General features: G+C 60.2%; 12 protein-coding genes. 1 reads left to right on the forward strand and 11 read right to left on the reverse strand.

Annotated features, from left to right (window positions below; translation table 11 throughout):
* Nucleotides 1-229 precede the first annotated feature (229 nt).
* Both DDA93_RS03260 and DDA93_RS03265 read right to left on the reverse strand, forming a co-directional pair.
* Nucleotides 230-742 (reverse strand): single-stranded DNA-binding protein, encoded by a 513-nt coding sequence (locus tag DDA93_RS03260; RefSeq protein WP_116778061.1) that lies wholly within the window; start codon nt 740-742, stop codon nt 230-232.
* A gap of 62 nt (nt 743-804) precedes the next feature.
* Nucleotides 805-1,956: an ArdC-like ssDNA-binding domain-containing protein gene (locus DDA93_RS03265; protein WP_133185417.1), complete on the reverse strand. Its 1,152-nt coding sequence runs from the start codon at nt 1,954-1,956 to the stop codon at nt 805-807.
* A 294-nt stretch (nt 1,957-2,250) separates the two neighbouring features.
* Here DDA93_RS03265 and DDA93_RS03270 point away from each other — a divergent pair, with 294 nt between their 5' ends.
* On the forward strand, nt 2,251-3,894 hold the full coding sequence (locus tag DDA93_RS03270; protein ID WP_165802559.1) for a DUF6119 family protein: 1,644 nt from the start codon (nt 2,251-2,253) through the stop codon (nt 3,892-3,894).
* A 33-nt stretch (nt 3,895-3,927) separates the two neighbouring features.
* On the opposite strand, the gene DDA93_RS03275 is transcribed toward DDA93_RS03270, so the two are convergent.
* The 9 genes from DDA93_RS03275 to DDA93_RS03315 all read right to left on the reverse strand — a co-directional run bounded on the left by DDA93_RS03275 (nt 3,928) and on the right by DDA93_RS03315 (nt 19,927).
* A complete protein-coding gene (locus tag DDA93_RS03275) occupies nt 3,928-4,434 on the reverse strand; it encodes a hypothetical protein (protein WP_116778064.1) in 507 nt (168 codons plus the stop codon).
* On the reverse strand, nt 4,421-6,235 hold the full coding sequence (locus DDA93_RS03280; protein WP_116778065.1) for a type IV secretory system conjugative DNA transfer family protein: 1,815 nt from the start codon (nt 6,233-6,235) through the stop codon (nt 4,421-4,423). The genes DDA93_RS03275 and DDA93_RS03280 overlap by 14 nt, the downstream gene beginning before the upstream one ends.
* A gap of 8 nt (nt 6,236-6,243) precedes the next feature.
* On the reverse strand, nt 6,244-7,581 hold the full coding sequence (locus tag DDA93_RS03285) for an ATP-binding protein (protein ID WP_133185419.1): 1,338 nt from the start codon (nt 7,579-7,581) through the stop codon (nt 6,244-6,246).
* Nucleotides 7,517-9,211: an SCO6880 family protein gene (locus DDA93_RS03290; RefSeq protein ID WP_116778067.1), complete on the reverse strand. Its 1,695-nt coding sequence runs from the start codon at nt 9,209-9,211 to the stop codon at nt 7,517-7,519. The genes DDA93_RS03285 and DDA93_RS03290 overlap by 65 nt, the downstream gene beginning before the upstream one ends.
* Nucleotides 9,204-10,493 carry a type IV secretion system protein gene (locus DDA93_RS03295; protein WP_165802560.1) on the reverse strand — a complete coding sequence of 430 codons (1,290 nt, stop codon included), beginning with the start codon at nt 10,491-10,493 and terminating at the stop codon, nt 9,204-9,206. Before DDA93_RS03295 ends, DDA93_RS03290 begins: the two co-directional genes overlap by 8 nt.
* Nucleotides 10,494-10,673: 180 nt before the next feature.
* On the reverse strand, nt 10,674-10,961 hold the full coding sequence (locus tag DDA93_RS03300; protein WP_116778069.1) for a hypothetical protein: 288 nt from the start codon (nt 10,959-10,961) through the stop codon (nt 10,674-10,676).
* A 352-nt stretch (nt 10,962-11,313) separates the two neighbouring features.
* Entirely contained in the window at nt 11,314-14,838 is a 3,525-nt protein-coding gene (locus DDA93_RS03305; RefSeq protein ID WP_116778070.1) for a DEAD/DEAH box helicase, read from the reverse strand.
* Nucleotides 14,828-15,604 carry a hypothetical protein gene (locus tag DDA93_RS03310; protein ID WP_116778071.1) on the reverse strand — a complete coding sequence of 259 codons (777 nt, stop codon included), beginning with the start codon at nt 15,602-15,604 and terminating at the stop codon, nt 14,828-14,830. Before DDA93_RS03310 ends, DDA93_RS03305 begins: the two co-directional genes overlap by 11 nt.
* Before the next feature lie 360 nt (nt 15,605-15,964).
* Nucleotides 15,965-19,927 (reverse strand): helix-turn-helix domain-containing protein, encoded by a 3,963-nt coding sequence (locus DDA93_RS03315; protein WP_116778072.1) that lies wholly within the window; start codon nt 19,925-19,927, stop codon nt 15,965-15,967.
* Between the last annotated feature and the right edge of the window lie 466 nt (nt 19,928-20,393).

Here is a 20,393-nt window from a genome sequence, read left to right on the forward strand (position 1 = left end):
AAAGTGAATCGCCGAGGGGGCGGTGGTGAGTGCCTGTCAGATAGAGGGACTCTGATGAGGAAACTAGTTGGCTCCAATCCCAGCGTCGCTGGCCTTGGAAAAAGGCCCCGATCTTTTTGTAAAAAGGGAAATCGGGGCTTTCTGGTCCCCACCGCCGGGGGCACGCAGTAACGCAGCCGTAGCAAGAATTTCGCACCTGACCGTCAGACGCGTCAATGACGAACCCCGTTCAGAAACTCATCTCAGTCCCCGCCGCTTTCCCGAAAGGGCGCACCACCACTGGACTTTTGGAGGTCAAGTTGTATGCCGGCGGAGCAGACTCTGCTCCTATAGGCGCATTAGGAACCACCTGAACCTGGGCAGACGGCCCACTATCTGCCATGTGAGATGAGCGCTGATAGACCGTGGTGCCGAAGCGCAGGTCAGGTCCTATGGTGTCGGCGATAATTCGGCGGGCTTCGCGGCGCTCACCGTCCTTCTCGTACGAGCGGAATTCCAGCTCCCCCGCAACAGTAACCGCGTCTCCCTTCTTCAGCGAGGTCGCCGCGTTTTCTGCTAACCCGCGGAAAGCGGCGACATTGTGAAAGACAGGTTCTCCGTCGTGCCAGGCTCCGTCTGCCCCCTGAATTCTCTGGTTGACGGCGACACGAAGCTTAGCGTGGGCCACGCCGCTTTCGCCAATGCTCAGTTCGGGATCGGCGACGAGATTGCCTGCGATGGTAACCGGGATCTTGGTGCTCATTGAACTTGTCCTTTCTGATGCCGATGGGACTCTCCCATCGGACAAATTTGGTACTGGCGTCGTTACGGCCCTGCCATTACTGTCCTGTCCACAGATCGGACGGGCCCTTCCCCACCCATGTAGGACGCCGCGGGCTTCACACTAGGCTTCGAGGCAGCGGAGATCTTGCCGCCGAATCCCGGCGGATGGGCAATATCGTGATTCCCTTGCTGTCGGCGGTGACGCGGCCAAACACTGACCTGGCAATGTCCGCACGGGACCCCGTAGTTTGGTGCCGACATCGTGGGCTGCCGCTTCTCCGCTTCAATGACGGCGTCGGCCCATCCGGCTAGGTAGGCGGCGGATTCCGGGCCGCGGTCGATCCCGTGGGCCCTAAGTATTGTGTAGGCGACGGATTCAGCCTCAACTTCGGCCGGCCCTTGCTGGTCCGCGCTTCTGCCGTAGCGCCTGCCGATCTCGTCGCCCAGTCCGTGGAGGAGCACATGCCCAAGCTCGTGGGCTAGAACCGCCGTGCGCTCCTCCATGCTCAGCCAAGCGCCAATCTGGACCCGGTGTCCGGCGAAGTCCGTAAAGCCGCTTGTCTGCCCATACTGGGCGCTCGTCACATCCACGCTGAATCCGTGTCTGCCAGCGACAGTCGCAAGGGCTCGCCACAACTCATCTGCTTCCACGCCAGCGACGGCACCCCCGCGAGGCACTAACAGCGGTGTCCCCTGCGTCTGTGAGACGTCAAAGACCGCCTGCCCGCGCCATCCGGTGATGGCGATCTTCTTTTCTCCGTCGCCAGTGCCGGGCGGCAACTTCTCGCCCACGGGGATGCGCTGTCGGGTCCCGTCAGGAAGTGCCGACTGCTGGACGCGGGCAGTGTGGGGAGCGATCACCCAGAGTGCATGCTCACCCCGCGACACGGTCCAGCCGAGGCGAGCCCATTCCTTGTAGCCAGCCAGCGTGGGTTCTTCGGTACCGCGCTGGGCCATCTGCATCATGAGCAGGGCAACGTTGCCGCCCGAGTATCGCCATAACTTGGCTGGCGCATCCAGCAGCGTCTGCCAATGCGATGGAGATTCAACAGCCTTCTCCAGGATCTTGTGGAGACCATCTGTCAGAGCAGCGATGCGTGCTCCCGTTGTTATGCGCGCCTTGCCGCCGTCGCCAGCACTGAACGCGGCGGCTGGCGACACACTGATGGATTCGTCTTCAGCTTCAGTGGCCACGACAGCTGCCCTCCATACTTCTAGAGTTTCCGCCGAGACCACCCTGCGGATACCTATTCATGTCTAGGAAGGTGGGAACAACATGACTTCAGAAGTCGTCGCGACCTAGTGAAAAGCGGCCGGCCAGTCGAGGAAGAAGCCGAGCACGTCTAACCGCAAGACCGGACCACCCGTGACACGAAAGCCACGGGACACCATACGTTCAGTCTGTCCACAGATCGGCGGCTAGGCTTATGGCGGCGAGAAGAATTTGGGTTTATGCCCTGACTCTTTCCACTACATAATGGGGGAATTGTGTCCACGGAGAAACAAACTGCCAAGCTGCGGTTCAATTGCTATTTGCTGCGCGACGGGCTCAAGGACGTGGAGACTGCTTTGCGCTCCAAGTATCGATCATCCGGCAAGTCTGCCCTGCAAAAGATCGACGGTTCAGCCGGCGCACCAGCGGGGTCCATCGCCTACCTCGGCACACCGTCGGAGCGAACCCCTAAGTGGGCCGAGGAGTTGGATGCTCTATTCCCTGGCGTCGCCCAAATCACCAATAAATCGAACCGACTGGTCATATTCCTACCGGTCGGCACAAGGTGGTTCGCGATCTGCTTCGGTTACGGATCTGGCGCTCTGGAATGGGAAGCGGTTGAAGGCAACTTTGGGCTCCGCCTCGCCGCTCGGCGATTCCAGCCTGATGACGTCACCGAACTTCGAAGTCGACGCATTGACGCCTCAGCTCGTACCCAATCCGTTCAGGTTCCAGTTGGTACGGATCTTAAGGACATGGGAATCGAGTTGGAAGGTGAATTCGTTCGAAAACTGTCGGGCCGGCTCGAGGCTCAGGGTGTGGATGACCTGAGCGGGGCTGTTGTGGCAGGCGATTCCATTGCGTTCAAAGCAGGAACTGATCTGCACGCCGTCCAAACCACACTCAAACAAATGGTAGCAACCGTTACCGACTCCGCGGCACGTGAAGAATTTCAGTTTGTGGATTCACTGGAGCCGCTTCGTACCAGTGAGAAGATCAGTAAGGATCTCGACATCCGCTTGGCAAACGAGGTGCTTAACCAGGATCTGAACGATGGAGTCGCCAGCTCATTCGGCACGCATGTTCTGGAATTTGCGCCCCCAGACGACTTGCGAATCGACGAGGTTGAAGACATCATCGTCAGCTTTGGTAACAAGTCGGCGGCGATGAGCGAGTTCACCCTAAGTGCCCTGCGTTTGGCATTGGCCGAGGTGGGAGTTCGCCGCGGAATTAGCTTCCTCAGAGGTGTCCGCTTGATTGCTCGAGGCGCCGACGGCGACGAGCGAAGCCAGCTCTTGCCCCTGCGAAATTGGTTGATCTTCGAAGCCGGGAACGCGTCCATCCGGTACGTACTTACTCTCGGCCGCTGGTTTCGTCTCCAAGAGGCGTACACCGGCAAACTGAACGCAGACCTGAAACAAATCGCAGATGTCAGTGGCGACATCAACCTCCCAGACACAATCGCGAAAGAACACGAAGGCGCTTACAATGCACGGGCGGCAAACGGAAGATCTGACCTTCTACTAATGGACACGGTGCCCGTAAAGACGGATGACGGCACGAGGGTAGAAGCATGCGACCTCCTCCACTTCAAGGGCCATCTGATTCATGTGAAGCGCTACAACGGCAGCCAGACCCTCAGCCACCTCTTCTCCCAAGGGGCAGTATCGGCGGAACTCCTAAACGGAGACTCGGTCATGAAGTCTGACTTCATCCGCCAAGTCGCCCTTCGCGACCAAATTTTTGAGGCGACGGCCAATAGCGCACCCGAGATCGTTACTTACGCGATCGCGATCAAGGATAGCTATGACCTGCCGCTAGACCTGCCGACGTTCAGCAAGGTAAACCTCCGCGACTTCGCCAAGCGACTTCGCCGGATGAAGGTCCGCCCCACGCTCGCTCGGATCCGAGTCCAATAGTCAAACGTGAGTTCTTGTCCACACGGTAGGACTTCAGAAGTCGTCACCAACCTGGTGGGAAGCCGCCTGCCACTCAACGAAGCCCAGCGCATCCAACCGCAGCATCCTCAATGCGGGCTCCTTGTGCGATTGCAGGCCAACACAACCGGCCGTCCGGGTATGGTTGCGCAGACGCTCGACGGCGTGGGGCAGCCGCTCGTGAAAGGCGAGCGGTCCGAACCCGGGATCATCGCTAACATAGGAGACCAGTTCCGCCCGGTGCAGGGCATAGAGTTCGGCAACAATCTCGGTGTGGCGCCACCAGCAATCCGGAACCACCGACGTCGTCAGCTGGTACGTGGCGACTAACCATCGGACCCACACTGCCAAATCGGTCCACACAATCCCGGCCTGCACCGCCGTCAGTTCCCGCCACCGGTAAGTCACGCCGTTCACCTTCTCGGGCGGCCGGAACGCAGGTCTGAAAAGCTCGGCCGTCAGGTCTTCGTCCTCTCCTCCTGCTGAAGGGATCTCAAAGCGTTCGGTGTCATCCTCGCTCACAATCGCTCACCTCCACGGGTGTTTGTTGCCGCAGGCGGTGCCCGTCAGCCAGGGCTTGCTCGAGCTTTAGCTTCGACCGGCCAAGTTCGGCCGCGTCCTTACGCTTGTGCCATTCACGCAGGTCCAGCAGGATGGGGCGGGTTCGCCGTCCGAGCATGAGTGCTGTGCCGGTGGGCAAGCGCCGGATCTCATGCAATGCCAGGACCGGGCTCTCCCTGATCTGTTCGCCGTCCTGGCGGCCCTGCGCGGACCAGGAACGGGTGTTTAGGGTCAGGCTCCTCTCCCCCAGCAGGCCGGCGAGCGAGCGGAGGTCGCGCTCGTCAGAGCCGCCGCCGAAGATGACCTTGATGATGGCCGAGTCCCATATGGTTGCGGCCTCATCGATGGACCATCCCGTCCGGGCTTGGGACAGCGACTGCAAAACCACGAGAGTGGAAATGCCGATGCCGCCGCCGTCAGAGAGGGTGATGGGCAAGCCCGGCCACGGTGCTAGGTTCGCAATCTCGTCCAGGATGAGTGACAGCGGCGGATCCAGCCGGCCCCCAGCGGCGATAAAGGCCATCTCGCGGGCGGCATTGTCGATGTCGTCGATTAGCGCTGATAGGTAGGGCCCTGCTGCGGCAGCTCCGGCGCGTGTGCCGATCAGATACAGCGTGCCTCGATCGCGAATAAATTCCTTGGGGTCGAACTCCTGGGACTCATCTTGGGGGTCCAGAGCGGCGAGCACCTTCGGCGATGACAGGGGCGCCACGGCGGCCGAGACACCGATCCAGGAGTTGGATGTGTTCCGTGGATCATCCTCCAAGATCCCCATCAGATCGGCCTGCCACCCCAAAGCAGCTTCTGGCCTGCTGAGTACCTCCAAGCCCTCACGCGCCAGGACAGGGCTTGAGGACCAACGGCGAAACGCTCTGATGCCTTCGCCCGAAAGCGCGGCAGCATGAAGGAGGCATTGCAGGATGATCAGCGAGCGCTTTTGCCAAGCGGCGTTCTCGCCCTTCATCTCCGTGTCGGCGGTGATGACGAGGGCACGGCGGGTGGCGATGTCCGGGTCCTCGCAGCCTCGCACCGGAGACCAGCGAAGCGTTGAGGGGAGCCCGGACATTCCTTGCGGGTCAAACACAGTCACCGGTCTGTCGTCACTGGCACGCGCCCCCATAGTGACCACCAGGTTGTCTGCTCGGGTGGAGGTAGTGACTACCGCGCCCGGCGCGTCGAGGATCGCATTGATGACTACATAGAGGCCCTTACCGGACCGCGGGGCGCCCTGAATGACCATCGATTCCTCGGTGGAAACATGGACAGTGACTCCACGGGAACGACCCAAGGTCCACGCCACGTCCTGAATTCGGGGCTTGTCCAAGCCGGGACGGGTGAACTTGCCCCGTCTCCGGACAGCTCTGGCTCCGAAGTCATTGATGATTTCGGAGCGCTGGGCGATCCCCTCCCGTTTCAAGATGTCCTGCCGCAGCCACGCACCTGATTGCCTCCATCCCCTCCAAATCGTGTAGCAGCCGACGGCGACCACTGCGGCCAGAAGCAACACCGGACCGACCACCCACCAGACACTTCCGGTCCCGACGTCGCATCCCTGTGGTTGTGGGACGATCCAGTCGATCCTGCCAATGAGGAGTCCGGCGGCAGCTGCCGGGTTGAACTGCGCCGGCGGAACGCTGCCGCAGTGCCAGAGCATCACGAGATATGCCGCGCCCTGGACGAGGAAGCTCAGGCAAACATAGCCGGTCGTGGCGATCAGCCCGGCCGTAACCAGTGGATTGTCGTCCCCGGCTCGCCGGATCATGACGGCGCTCAGATCATCCGGTCGTCAGTGCCGAATACTTCCAACTCATCGGTGGTGACCCTGTTCGCCACGATAAAGGAACGGTTTCCCACCTTCCAGAGCCCGACCCCCTTGGGGAGGTTCTCCACGTGTTCGCATTCAGCCTCTGACAGGCCCAGTGCCTCTTTAGTCAGGCGCATGGCATCGTGCTTTTGCCGGTAGATGATCCTGGTGTCTGCTTCGGTGAGTAGGCCGAGTGCTTTCTGGCGGTGTCCGCTTGTGCTGTCACCGATTTCGTTGAGGTCGGCGACTTTGTGCATGATCAGCAGATTCGCGATGCCGTAGGTGCGTGCCAGCCGCCATTGCTCGCTCATCTTGGCCAGCATGTAAGGGTCGGCCAACATGCGCCATCCTTCGTCGTAGACCACCACCCGTTTGCCGCCGTCAGGATTGGTGACCGCCGCTTCCAGCCAGGTCGCACCACACGCGGCGGCGAGGGACAGCGCCTGTTCCGAGGCACCTATCAATGCGGACGTATCCATCACCATCATGGGCGCATCAGCGTCGAAGGAGACGGTCGAGGGGGCATCAAACATGCCCTCTAGATCACCGGAAACGGTGCGCCGCAGGGAGTGGCTGACGGACTGTCCTCCGTCTTTGCCGACCAACCCGATGGTTTCCCTCGACGGTTTCAATAGATGATCCAGGACCATCGGCAGCGTGGGGTTCGAGTTCTGGGCCACGGTTTCCATGAGCGCCATGTCCAGGGCGGTGTGCTCGACCGGATGAAGCGGCATCCCCTGCCGCATGAGCGACACCAGAGCCACCAAAAGATAGCGGCGCCGTTGACGGACCACTGCTTGCCACTGAGCCTCGCTCAGTGCGCTGGACCGCGGACCGGCGTCGAGCGGATTGACTCGGGCCACGCGGCCGGGCCCAACGGAAATAACCTTCCCGCCGACGGCCTTCGCGACCGCGACCCACTCACCCTTGGGGTCAGAGGCGACTGCGGCCTTCCGACCCAGGGTGATCGACCGGGCCACCAAGGATTTCCCACACATGGACTTTCCTGTCCCCACGGTACCGATAACGACGATTGAAGGGCCGCTGATCACGCCCTTGTCATAGAGAATCCACGGATCATAGGAGAACGCTCCTGAGCCAAAGACGTCCGTGCCAATGTACGTTCCCTCGTGGCCCAGGCCCGACTCAGTGATAAACGGGTATGCGGCGGCGAAGGTCATGGTGGACGCCCGGTGCGGAGCCGGGCGCAGACGATGCGGCCCACGCAGAGCGTTGGCTTCACGGCTCCCCCAGTCGCTGCCGTACTCTCTTCCGTCGAGCCCGGCACCGACCGTCTTCCCCAAACTGCGAAGCGCGGACTCCCACGTTAGGCTGTGGTCGCGCGCTTCCTGCTTCCGTCGTTCCTTCCGCTCCTGGCGGTTCCCGCCTGCCGGTACATATTGAACGGATTGCCGTGCCCCATTCATCGCAGTCCCCGCCCGAACGGGAGGCGCCGGCGACGAAGGCCGCCCATTGCTGACCAGCCAGTAGCCGCAATTCGACGAAGGCTCCCGCCGCCGCCGACTCGAGCTCTTGCCTATGGCGGGCCAATTCTTGAAGGGTGCCAGCTGTGATTGTCACGTAAGCGGCCGGCCGCACGTCTCCGTGACCGGCGACGATCTCTTCCTCGCGCTGGGTCACCTCCTCTTCCTCTGCCCGTTGCTCGCGGGTGAGCGGCCTATCGAAGCGGGTGTTGATCCGCCGCCGAGTCTCGTGGGCTTCCTGGGCGGAACGAATATCCCGCAGCGCCTCGGTCGTGGGTACGGCCCGGATCACCTCGGTCACCGTATGGCGGAACTCGCCGACGTAGATCAAGGGGTGCAGGAAGCCTGGAAACACCTTCTGCCGCGGCCATTCTGCAATCCAGAACGTTTGATGAAAACCAGAGTCAGTCCGCACATAGGTCCAATGCTCATCAACCGCCATCGGACCGGAAGCGACGCCGGGCGCCCTTGGTTCTGTATCGTTCTGCGGCCCCGGCCCCGGCGGCGTCGTGCTGACAGCGGGCTGCCGGACCAGGGTTGTCGGGGCGGCCGGATCAAAGGCGCCGCGGACGACGTCGAGGACGCCCGTCTCTGGGAGCCATTCCTCTACCCTGACATTGTGCGTGCCCAGCGCGGTGGTCATGGCTTCAACCTCAAGCCGCAACACCTGTTCGACGCCGACCAGTCCCCCGCCGGACTCCTTGATTCGGCGTCGCGCTTTGCCTGTGTCCACGACGAGGGCGAGCAAGAGGTCGTGGCTCATGGCCGATCCGGCCGCAGCGATCAGGTCCTCGTAAGCGCGCTGACCCCAGGTCAGTTCTCTTGGGGTGCTTGAGGGCTGTGGGACGGTGCGTTCGTAGAAGTTACGCAGGGCCGACGAAAGATAGGGGACGGTGTAGTCCTGGACGGCGATTCTTGCGACGCTGCTGCGCTGGGACATGCCTGCCTGTACTCGGGACCAGGCTTGAACCGCCCATGCCTTGTCGTCAGAGTCCAGAAGCGCGAATGATTTAGCGCTGCAGCGCAGCACGGCGATCGCTTCCTTGGCCCGGGCATCCACGATGAATGACTCACCGGTTGAGGCGCGACGCAATTCCAGGTTCCCCAATCCGCCCGGCAGCGCCAGGTGCCCCGCTAAGGCCGGGCGCTCCGGCCTGACGAGGAAACGGGTCTGCCGGGTGGCCAATCGGGAGAGGAACAGGGCTGCATGACCTGCCCATACCGGGTAGGGAATCCGTGAATACTGGAGCAACCCGAGCAGGATGAGTGACAGCCACATTGGTCCGGATGCGAAGAAGCCAACAGGTCCGCGAAGGGCCGACGCCGTGCTGGCGACCAGGACGCCGGCCGCCAGCAGCAGCAACTGATACCACTTCAAGCCCATAAAAATGCCGCGACGCTCGTACCGGGGGAATTTGACGGCCTCGAGAGCTCGTGAATTTTCAGACATGGGAATCACCGTCATTCTGGTGCTGGACAACTGCTTGCTGTCGGATGGGCGGGCGGCCCGGCGTTGCCATCGGAGCCCCCGGCCGGGAGGCGGGCGGCTGTGAGGTTAGCTTCGGAGCCGTTTGCTGCGGTGCCGTTTGAGAGATCGCCTGATCAGCCGACTTCCGCGGCTGCGGGGGCTGCTCGCCGATTTCACGCGTATCCGGGCCCGCTACCGGTGTGTCCGGATACGAATTCGGCCCGCGGTGGCCTCCATGAGCCCGGGGTGAGGGTCGCTCGGTAGCCATGGCACCGGCGTCGATCATCAACGGTGAGACAGCGCCCTCGGCAGTCCCAGGCGAAGTCGCCCCGGTCTGCGTTGGGGGCACCGGTGCACGGGGTGGCAGCACGCGAGTGGGAAACTCCGGTCGGCTCGACTGGATTGGACGGGTCGCGGTTGAATGCGATGCCAAACCCGCGAGCGTGAAGCGGCCGCCGGTCTGTCGGCTGATTTGCCGGGCGGCAAAGCCAGAGCTTCGAGAAAGTACGTGACCGCCTCCCGCAGTTTGCGCGGCTGCTGCAAGCTCACCACCGGCGAAACTAACCAGGCGTAACGCCATCAGCGGAGCACCGCAGGCCAAGGCCATTCCGACTACGCCGGCTGCCAGTCCGGCGAATGACTTCGACTCAGCAAAGAGTTTGATGGCCACGGCCAGTACGGTCGCGGCCAACGGTTTGGCGAGAAGCAACGCGACGACGATCTCGCACCACCGCCGTGCCCACGTTTGCGTCTTTTCCCAGGGCATGAGCATGAGAGCGACTGGGGCGACTGCGGCGAGCACGATGAGCGCAAAGGATCGAAAGATCATCGAGCACATCAGGATGAATGCCAGAACCCAAACAATGATGACTGCCATGGCGGTAACGACAATCGCCCCGGCCGCACCGCCGCCGGACCCAGGAGCCAAGGAAATGACATTCCAGTCTCTGCCGGTGCCGGCCGGAGCCTTTTCGAAGCCAAAGAGCCTCATGAACAGCACGTACGGATCTGTCCCGAGGGAGCGAAGAAGCGCCGACGATGCCGAATCACTGACTTTGGTGAGCTGACGGACCAAAAACACCGCACCCGCCACCATGGGGACAGCGGCAGCCCCGCCTACCAGTGCACGCACGAGACGACGGGGTTGTTGGCTGATCAAACCTGACAGCAGCTGGAGGATTATGGCAACGACAAGGGGCGTCATCATGACGACGACCCACCAACTCGTGAGCTCTTCGACGGCGATCCATTGTGAATCATCCACGTCTGAGAGGCTGAACGCGCCTGTAATGAAGGACCAGATCCAGGAGGCGATGTTCTGAAGAATATTCGCGAAAAGGGATGTGATTGAACCCTGGATGCCGTCGTTCGCTTGGGAAACAAGGCCGCACCCCGGTGGCCACCATCCGTTGAGATCACATTCAACCGGCATGATGACTCGTACCTAGAATCCGAGATTGAACGCCGACTGCGACCAAAGGATGTAACCATTAATGGCACCAAGTATTGCGGCCACCGGGCCAGTCCAAAGCAGGATCATGCCCCCACCGGAGGCAAGGCGCGAAGATTGGCTCAACTTGCCTGCCAACAGCATCGCGGCGCCGATGATCGCGACAATGGCAATCACTATGAAGGCACCGACGAGGATGCCGCCACCAATCTGTTTCAGCGATTCGAGAAAGGGAAAGTCGGCGTTAGGGGTAATTCCAGGATCCACAGCTGCCAGCAACATCGGGCGCTCCGTCTGTCGTGTTCGATTGGAATGAGGGGTTTGGGCTCACGACTTCATAGACGCTGTGGGGCGGGACAACATGACTGCTGTTGATGCCCGGCACGCATTCTCAGCTGCTGGGTCAGCCCGCGTTGGATGCAACATGGTGAAAAACCTCGATGTCAGCACCTGGGGTTACGGTTATCGAGTTCTGTGGTGTCACGACGAGACGGCAAGACACCTCCTACCCTCCGCTTGCGCGGCCATGCCGATGCATACCGCGGACCTGCTGATCACTCGAACCACCCAGTCGCTCGGGCCTTCAATCAAGGCCATGTCGCGGGATATTCCAGCGAGTAGCTCTCTTGTTCGTCTACTGGGGCCGAGCCGAATTCTCTGAGCCTGTGGAAGGGAAGAGGTCTCGGGGGCCACGATACAACAAACGAATACCCCGAGAGTCAGGCACACGTCGCGCGCGAAGAATCCCGAGTCGATCGGGGTTTATCTGAACACTGGCTTCGCCGAGGAGGTCAAAGCCTGGCGTCCAGATTTGGACAGTGTTTGCGTCACGGACGGTGACTCGAAGCCATGTATGCTGGGCGGGCCCATCTCCATGCCACCGAACATCTTCAATGTCTTTATTGCTTCGCGTCCACCGGCGGAGGCGTGGGCGGCGGACGTGTGACGCAAACTCCTCCCAAGCGGACCGAGATTCACGGCTTGGCCACATTTCATCCGATGCGTACCCGGGGTCGAGATCGTCAATCCATTGGCGCATGTCTGTTGCTGAGTTGAAGTCGCCACCAGTGCTGACGACTGCGTTCAAAGCGGCTAGGCGATGGTCGAATCCGGAGCGGATGAGAACCGATGCCGACCGGTTAAAAGTTCCGGTCTCAATAGCGGTCGCGGCTGCTCCATTCAACATCTCGGCAAGGGCATTGCCTTGGGCTGTCTCAAAGACCCGGGCAGCCTCCATACCCCATACCAATCGATAGGCCAGCCCTGATTCGACGAATTGGGCGATTGCAACACGATCCCCGGGAAGGTCCGCCAAGCTCCGTCCTTGAACCCAATGACGAAGCACATTGCTCCTGTCATCGACCGAGGTTTCAGGGGAAAATGTGTCCAGGCTAAAGATTGCATCAGCGATCTCGACGACCCGATCGGAAGCGTCGACGTGATCATTATTGACGAGGTCCACTTCGACTTGGTTCATTAGATCAATCACATGCCCTGAGATCGCCGACAAACCTGTCCCGGCGTCGGCTCCCAGACCAGCAAGATACCAGCCGCGGCGCTGAGAAGCTGTGGATGAGCGCCATAGATGTCGGACCCTACCCGTCACCAATCGGCGAACAGCCGTGGCGATGTCGTTTGCTCGGCGGTTTAACTGGCGCTCCCATAGCGAGTCAACGAGAGCATCAGAAAGTACCTGAATCGCAGAGTCCGAGTCGGCGTCGTAAGCCCCGTCTCCAATAATGCTGAGAATGCCTATATCCAGTAAAGAGAGGTCGGATTTCCACTTGGCCGCGGCGGTCGCCTGGTCTGCAGCCGACTCCTGCTGCAGGACTGGGAGGTTCCAATCCGGCCCACCACTCAGGTAGTTCAGGAAGGGCTCGATAGGTCCGGCCCCGCGGGAAAGGTGCATGCGCGCGAGCAATGAAAGGCCGACTTGGATGAGTCCTGAGTCGAGCGCCTTGCTTCCCTCGCCTTGTGTGAGCTGCAGCCATGCCCGTCGTAACTGCTCACGCTGGTACGACCGTGGCTCGAAAATCGGGTAAAGCACCAGCCCTTCGGTGTCGACGAACGCGCGCCCGGCACGACCGATCACGTTGGAAAAATCGGATCCCTTCAGTAGTTCACGGCCTCGTTTGAGACCGTGAAACAGCACCGCTGACGCCGACAAGTTGAGTCCTTGGGCAAGGGTCGGCGAGGCAATTGTGATCTTCAACTTGCCATCGTGAAGGAGCTTCTCCACTTCCCTGCGGAACGGTCCCGGGAGAGCTCCATGATGGATGGCCACGCCGAGCTTGAGGCATTCTAGAATCGGATGATCGGCACCGAACCACTCGGCACCCACCACGAGCGCCCCGCTCAGATCGACGCGATCAGGTAAAACGGTTGAGATGAGGCCCTGCCGGTGTAACCCGATGATTTTGCGCGCATACGGCTCAACCGAGTTGCGCTGCGGACAAAACACGAGAACGGTTTGGCCCTCCTCGACCAGGCGCCAGGCTGTAGCGATCACCAACTCTCGCTGGTCCGCGGGAAACTGATTTCTGCGCCTTCCCGTCGGCCGGGTTGCCTCGAGGTAGCGGGGGATAAATGGCTGCTCAGACCCGAGGGTCATTGCCAGTCGTGCGTGGTCACCTATCCATTCGACGAGACCGAACCGCTGCAGGGTTGGACGCCAAGTCTCTTGATGCAGGCCCTGGGGGTCGTCGTCTGTGATCCACGCAACGAAGTCCTCCAAATCTTTGCCGGAAGGAAACACCGCGGACAGACAGACGATTCGACGGGCTGAAGCATCGGGACGGCGTAAGAGCCTTTGAATTTGGGCCTCATAACGCACCTCACGCTCGGACGCGCCGATCATGTGCCCCTCGTCGAGAACAACCAGCCCCACGTCGTCTAACACAGAAGGATCGGACCGAAGCGCAAAGTCAAGCTTTTCCGGGGTGGCGATGACGATGTCGCTCGAGCGCAACGTGTCGTCGTCTACATCGCTGATTCCGGCGCTACCGTACAGGGACGACACTCGTATTCCGAGAGGGCTGAACGTTCTGGTCAAGACCTGCTCGGTTTGGGCAGAGAGAGCCCGAAGCGGGGTGACGTACACTACTCGCCGTCGCTGTGCCAAGCACGCCAGTATGGCGAGTTCAGCAATGCGAGTTTTACCAGCGCTGGTTGGAAGGGCAACGACTAGGTCGCGCGCGTCGGCAAAAACTCTCTCCACAACATGGAGCTGTGACGGCCACAGGTCGATCTCGGATCGCCCTCGTGAAAGGAGATTTTCGATGAAAGTTCGGCGCAGGTAACGCCAACGGGTGACTTCACCCTCACCGCCGATTGGCAGGTCGACCGGGATGTTTGAACCGATGCTGGTATCGAACAAGTCACCGAGCATTCGACGGGTGAGCCTGTAGACCCACCAAGGTCCGGGAGCACTCATGTCCATTGAGGCACGCTCTCCTAGGACAAGATTCTCCATCGCGTTAGCTAGTAGTCCGCGGTCACCGACCTCAATTGCAAAGAGACCTGAGGACACGGACGAAAGGTAGTTCTCGCTGAGCAGTAGGGCGATGGGTCCGAGTGCATCATCCTCATGTGGATCGTCATCGGAGAGGGAAGTTAGCAGGGACCCGTCCGAGACTTTTGCAGAAGACCGCAGTAGCCGTGTGCGTTCCTCGATAGCATCGAGATTTCGCATTATCAGGTCAGCTAGGGTGAGCTCCATTGGCGTCATCTGGCCAGATTCTCGGCTCCCTTCCACGAGCGAGAAGGCACGGGCGGCGTAGCCACCCAGATGGCTGGCGGCTCCCGCGAGGAGTCGATGAAACATCTTGTCGGGAGCATCCGCGGCGTTGCGAGTAGCCGCTTCTAAGGCGTATGAGCTCTGAACGAACGCAAGCCGGGCGGCACCGCCTTGGGAGGTCGTTTCGTCGTTGCCGTCTGCTTCTAAATGCTCAAGTAGGTCCAGTCCGTCGCCGAGTAGCGCGTATCCGTAGTTGAGGAGGTCGGCGTCGAGAAAGGGGCTGAATTCCGGCGATCCGTGCGGAAGCACGCCGCCCCGGCGAATCATCGATTGGGCCTGCCCGCGGGCCAGGAGGCGACTACGAAAGCCCGCGTCTGTGGCGGCGCTGAGGTCATTTAGTAGAGCTTGTGCGTCACGGGACATTGGCAACTGCCTCGTCGTAGGAGTCGTTAATGAACTTCTGGTGATGCTGGACGCGGAAGGTGATGGTCAGCTGGGGGATCGTGCCAGCGTACGCCTGGAGATCCGCGCTGACGTGAGTGCTTGGGTCGCTACCCGTCAACAGAAACATCAAATGACTTATGTGATCCGATCTCACCCCCGTGGCCAACTGCATGTGGAGCACAGCCTCGCCAACCCCGCTGTCAGATGTCTTGAGAAGCCGGTAAGCAAACTGTGACAGGGAGTGTGGGGACGGCATTTCGTCGTTTCGAGAGAGCCCCTCTCTGGCTTCCCTGACTGTTGCCCCATCGACGGTGACGCGACTCTTGGCTTCGCCTTTGACTAAATGCAATTCTGATCCGCCACTAATCCTTGCGCCGAGCACGTCGTCGCCCCTCATTGCCCACTCTTGGTGGTCACGGTCAATGAGCCGACTAGGTCCGACAACATAACCAAGCTCATCAGCGAGATATGCCGTCGCCAGAATCTCACCCATATCGCCGGATCGGGCGCTTCTCTTTGTTGGCAACCGGTCGCGGAGAAAAGCCGCCACCCCAGGCTTTCCATACCGGTCAGCTATCAACGAAAGAGCCGTCGTGTCGGCGTACGCGACGCGAAGCTTGGCAGCAAGGAGATCAACTCCTGCTGCGTCATCGAGAGAGTCGATGTTTCCAACTACTTTGGCAACTGCGTGGCCGGCAATCGAAGACAGCGCGCTGCTCGAGCACCAACTATCAAACATCGTCACGACGCGTATCCCCCAAACGGCGCAGGATCGAAGCCCGCACTCAACATCCTTTTCACTGATATCAGACCCGTCTCGGCGCGAGCGCCCATATTGGTCCCCTCAACCTATAGGTCTCCTCGTCCAAAACCGGCAGCGAGTCTCATACCTGATGCGTGTCAGCGACGTAGTTCGGATGCCGATTACCGGATTACGAGGAAATTTCAGGCTTGGTTGCACCTGACCGCATCTGGCGGAGACAGAACGTTATTGTGAAAGCATGCGCTAGACGCTTCGGATCCGAGCATCAGGGACACGGATCAATTGCTGGAAACCAAGTAGCGCTGCTCGAGAAGACCGCAAGTTGATTGCTCCATGCCTGTTTTAGCCGTCGTCACTCATTCTCTCGGCTTCAGAGTCATTGCGGCGAGCTTCGTGCTGGTAACTGTCTGCGATACCGCGCAGCACACGTGCGGTGCGCGGCCATTGAGCGGAAATCTTAGTCGCCATCTCCCGGTACTTCTTCTCCAGTTCACGCTCCTGATCACCCCCATCAAAGACTCCGCGACTGGTAACCCCGCGTTTGTTGGTCTTGCCGATGTGCAGTCCAGTGTCGAGTCGTGCGTTGCCGATGTTCTCGATGATCTCTCGGACTGGTTCCGCGGGCCACACGCCGTCAGTGCCGACGGGACTTGACGCGAGGACTTGGCCGATCTGTTCATCGCCGATTGCAGTCCGCTTGCTGTCGGAGAAGGCGAGACGGGCGCCTCGCACCCAATCAGTCAGGTGAGGGCCGTCGATGGTACCGTCTTCGGCGAGGCCCGGGAGGGTATGCCAGTTGTGAAGAACGCTGAAGGACAGGTGAGCGAACGCTTTCTCCTGGGCTGTGTGCGACCGCTTGGGTTCGTCATCGCCACGGTAGAGGGATTTGATCATCTTTACGAAGTCGCTTGGATCCGTTCCCAGCGCGCGGTAGAGCGCCCCAGAGGGTTGGTGATCATGCAACAGTTCAAAGAACATGAACTCATAACCCGGAAGGTCCTCGTCGTCGAAAAAGTGCTGCTCCATGTATTCCAAAACACTGCCGATGTAGTAGCTACTCATGGTCGTGTCGTGGATGGGGCCGACCCCACTACGGAGAGCGCTCAGAACCAACTTGACGAGGCTCAAGCCCGGCTCCTGATTTTCATGAAGCATGGCACTAAGGAGCCCAACGGCCTCCCACGGGCGGTCGTGCTCCACGAGCAGACCAACGGCTTCTGCTCGCTCATCAACGGCCGCGTAATTATGCTGAGCTCGCTCCCAATACGCGGCTTCGAGATCCTTTCCAAGGGTGGCAATCTTGGCCCAGTATTGCTTCGCAAACGGCACGGCCGCCATCAGTGCCTCCTGTGATGACGCTTCCCTAAGCGCAGGGCTGGCAAGCGCCGCGCTGATCCAGGTAAATCCCTCAATATCAACTTTGTCGCTAGCGAAGGTCAAAGCGGCATGCCGCAAGTTCTGTTCCTCAGAACTAAGCCAACCGAGGATCGCCTGCTCCGGGGCGTCATTCCTTGTCGAAAGCAGACGACCAATAACGTGCGGAGTCTTTACCTCTACTGTTAGAGCGGCCAACGCGCCCACACCAATCGCGAGAACCTCGTCGAGGGCCTGGTGTTGCAAACGAGTAAGTTCGACTTCGTACCCTTTTTCTCCCCACTTGCGGTTGGGAATGTGAACTCGCCAGTCAAAAAGATTTGAGAATCGGCGGGAGTCCTGCGCAGGTGTTAGGTCATCGGCAACAGAGCGAAGCAGCGCCACATCGTCGGCTGGGATGGCCCACTCTGCGTCGGCATACTCTTCGTGTTTGTCTGCCTTGGCGGTCAACGCCTGCCACATCGCATACTGTTCATCGTCCGTCCAACTGTGGGCGTTGACGGCTTCACGAAGCTTCTCGATAACAACCCGCCGCTCGTCGGTGGGAATCTTATGGATCTTCGGAAGTAGTTCCAGCCACCGTTCCGCGCTTGTGCCGACAGCACTCATCGCGGTGGCAACTAGGGTGTCGACGAAGCGACCCCAGTCTGCGTAGGTGACTGATTGCTTGACTGGAGTCCAGTCTCTATACGTGGCTGAGTGTGGGGGGAATGTGGTCGAGTGATTGTCGGGCCACAGTCCCAAGATAAGCTTCCATCCAACGTCGGGTTCGCGCTTGAGCAGCCGCTCGATGACCGCAAGCTTGTCGTCGATGGTGGCCCCGCTTTGAGTGAGCCATCCTGCAGTGACGTTCTGAAGGCTCTCGATCGGACGGTTGCTGAGCCGACCGCCGGGGTCGAGCGAGGACAGCTGACCGAGCAGAATCGCTGCGCGCCCAAAATAGTTAGGCGACCAACAAAGCGTTTCGATCGCCCACAAGAGACTCGGGTGAGGTGACGACGGACCGAACATCACGTCCTGCCCCTGATCTTTGAACATCGTGCGAAGGATAGGGGGCGATTGCTCGAGGTCTTGCTCGACTGCGTCCAGAAAAACTTCAGGAGAAGCTTCCGCCAAGGCTGGGAGAGAGCTCGCGAGCTGCGACCAGGTTGCGCCGGATTCGTCGGCATTTGCGGCAGTAAGCAATGCGCGGACGATGTTATTGACGTGATCCTGCATGTGAAGGTCCACTGGCAATTCAACATCGCTCGCAGCCGCGAGTGCCAAACCGTTCGCGAATCCCTTCTTCAGCGTTTCGGAGTAGGGCTCGGTCGTGCCTTGCGCACTCGCAGTCAATCGAGCGACTGTGTCCATCCCCAGGTAGGGGTCGGGTTCGAGTAGCACTTCTGATGCCACTTCAGCCCAATGAGTCAGGGCGCTATCGGTGAGAGTAGGCAGAAGCAGCAGTGCCGCCTCTGCCGGAGATGTAAGCCTCCATGTGCCGCCCGAGCGAACAAAAGGGGCATCGCTGCGGCTGGTGAGGCTTTTAAGGAGGCGTTCTATGTCTTCCCGTGGTCGCCCCGTCAACTTCTCCAGAGCGGTGAGGTCACCCTCATGGTTTGACCATGACCCGGCCAGCACAAGCGGTGCGAGGATGGCAGCATGGTCAGGCTTGGCGACCCAGTCTGGCTTACGGAATCGCGGCTCGAGTGCGATTGAACGGATGAGCGCAGCAACGCTGCGACGCGCGAGGGCTATCATTCTTTCCGCCTTGTTCGAGTCGGAGACCGTAGCCTTCAAAGCCTCCCGGGCGGCAACTCGGTCTATCTTTTGAAGCTCAATCCTCTTTCCACCGCGAACGATGTCCTCCGGCTCGGCGAGCAGAACGACACGGTGTCCGCCGTTTACAGCCACCGAGAGGTCGGGCTCGCCCTCGAACTGCGGCAAGAGGATGAGAGGCACAGGTGACTCGACCAGTCGTTGCCACGCTCCTCTGTCGGTAACCACGATGGTGCGGTAGAGAAGCTCCTCATGCGCCTCCAATGCGGAGAAAACGAAGGCTAAGGCGTCGTCCTGCCACTGAGCAATCAGGGTCACGATCGCATCGGTCTGCGCTGCGCCCGTCAGGGCGGTACGCAGCTCATCGCGCGCTCCTGAACGCCCGGCGGCGAAGAAGGCGGGCGGAAGTGTAATCGTGGTGCGCCGCTGGAACGAGTTCCACCAACGTTCAATTGTCTGCGCATCGCGAGGCCGGTATCCGAGGCGCTCGGAGATCCAATAGTGCACGGAAGGAGAGGCCTGAAGCCAACCTTCCAGGACGTGCGCATCGATGGCCTTAACGTCGGCGAACTTAGTTTCGGCCGAACGCTCAGATGCCCATACCTTCGCTCTTCCCCAGTTGCGGGGGGTCGCGAACACGAAAACCGACCCAGCGTTAGTAGGGAGTGACGCCACGCGATTGTCGTAGTCGCTCTGCGCCTTGCCCTTTGAGTTTGCCTCGGTTCCGAACTCGAAGCGCAGCTCACCGGACGGGAGATATGTGCTTCCCGTGGACGTGGCCGAGCCATCCCACCAGGGCGCCGCCCCACCTTCGTGGGCACGCACATCGAGATTGGTGATGCCGGGCGTCACTGTCAGAAGGCGACGGATCAGCTCTGGGAAGGCACCCTTGGCATCGTCACGCTGTGCCCAATTGTCAAGCTCATTAGCACCGATCAGCTCAGGTCCATCGGCCCGAAGGGCGGGAGCTACCGATGATGTGCTTTCGCCGCGCTTCTTGAGTAGGCGTTCCACTTCTTCGCGGGCGAAACGATGCTGGGACGAGCCGGGTAGGCGCGCTGAAGCTAGCGTGCCCCCTCTCACCCAGTTCCTGACGGTGTTCTCATGCACATCGAGCAACCTGGCGGTCTCACGCACGTTCAGAAACGGCTTAGGCCCCAATTCATAATCCATACCAATACACTAACGTATTGTGGACTTTGTGGACTTCGATTAGTTCCCTCGTCCTCTTCAGCGCCCTGAACGGTCGAGCGGTTCAATAGGCGTGTACTCGAGCTCCGGAGTCAGTGAAGATCGTGGGATCTAAATTCGGCCTGTTGGGACACGTCCCCGAGCGCCTTGCCAAAGGTGTTGGTTAGACAGTTGAGGGCTGTACTGGGCGTCCGTAGTGTGTTTTTGAACGTCGCCAAAGCAGTGAGTCTGATCTGTCGGGAAATGAAGTGTAATGTCGACCCGGAGACCGGTACTTCGGCAACACTTTCGGTTCTGCGGGATGGTGTGGCTTCGTCCGCGGCGTCGATTCTCGTAACTATGTCTCAAAACCGTTTGATGGAATCGGCGTATCCTCTGTTGGCTACGAGACACGTCGGAACAGCCAATGACGTACCCGTTGCTTCCGCGCGCTTTTCGGATTGTGGCC

This window comes from Arthrobacter sp. Bz4 (genome assembly GCF_003075455.1).
Lineage (GTDB): Bacteria > Actinomycetota > Actinomycetes > Actinomycetales > Micrococcaceae > Arthrobacter_D.

Excerpts from the sequence above, each read along its gene's own strand:
- DDA93_RS03290 (WP_116778067.1), bottom strand. The coding sequence starts at position 9,211 with ATGTCTGAAAATTCACGAGCTCTCGAGGCCGTCAAATTCCCCCGGTAC.
- DDA93_RS03280 (WP_116778065.1), bottom strand. The coding sequence starts at position 6,235 with ATGATCCGGCGAGCCGGGGACGACAATCCACTGGTTACGGCCGGGCTG.
- DDA93_RS03305 (WP_116778070.1), bottom strand. The coding sequence starts at position 14,838 with ATGTCCCGTGACGCACAAGCTCTACTAAATGACCTCAGCGCCGCCACA.
- DDA93_RS03315 (WP_116778072.1), bottom strand. The coding sequence starts at position 19,927 with ATGGATTATGAATTGGGGCCTAAGCCGTTTCTGAACGTGCGTGAGACC.
- DDA93_RS03300 (WP_116778069.1), bottom strand. The coding sequence starts at position 10,961 with ATGTTGCTGGCAGCTGTGGATCCTGGAATTACCCCTAACGCCGACTTT.
- DDA93_RS03260 (WP_116778061.1), bottom strand. The coding sequence starts at position 742 with ATGAGCACCAAGATCCCGGTTACCATCGCAGGCAATCTCGTCGCCGAT.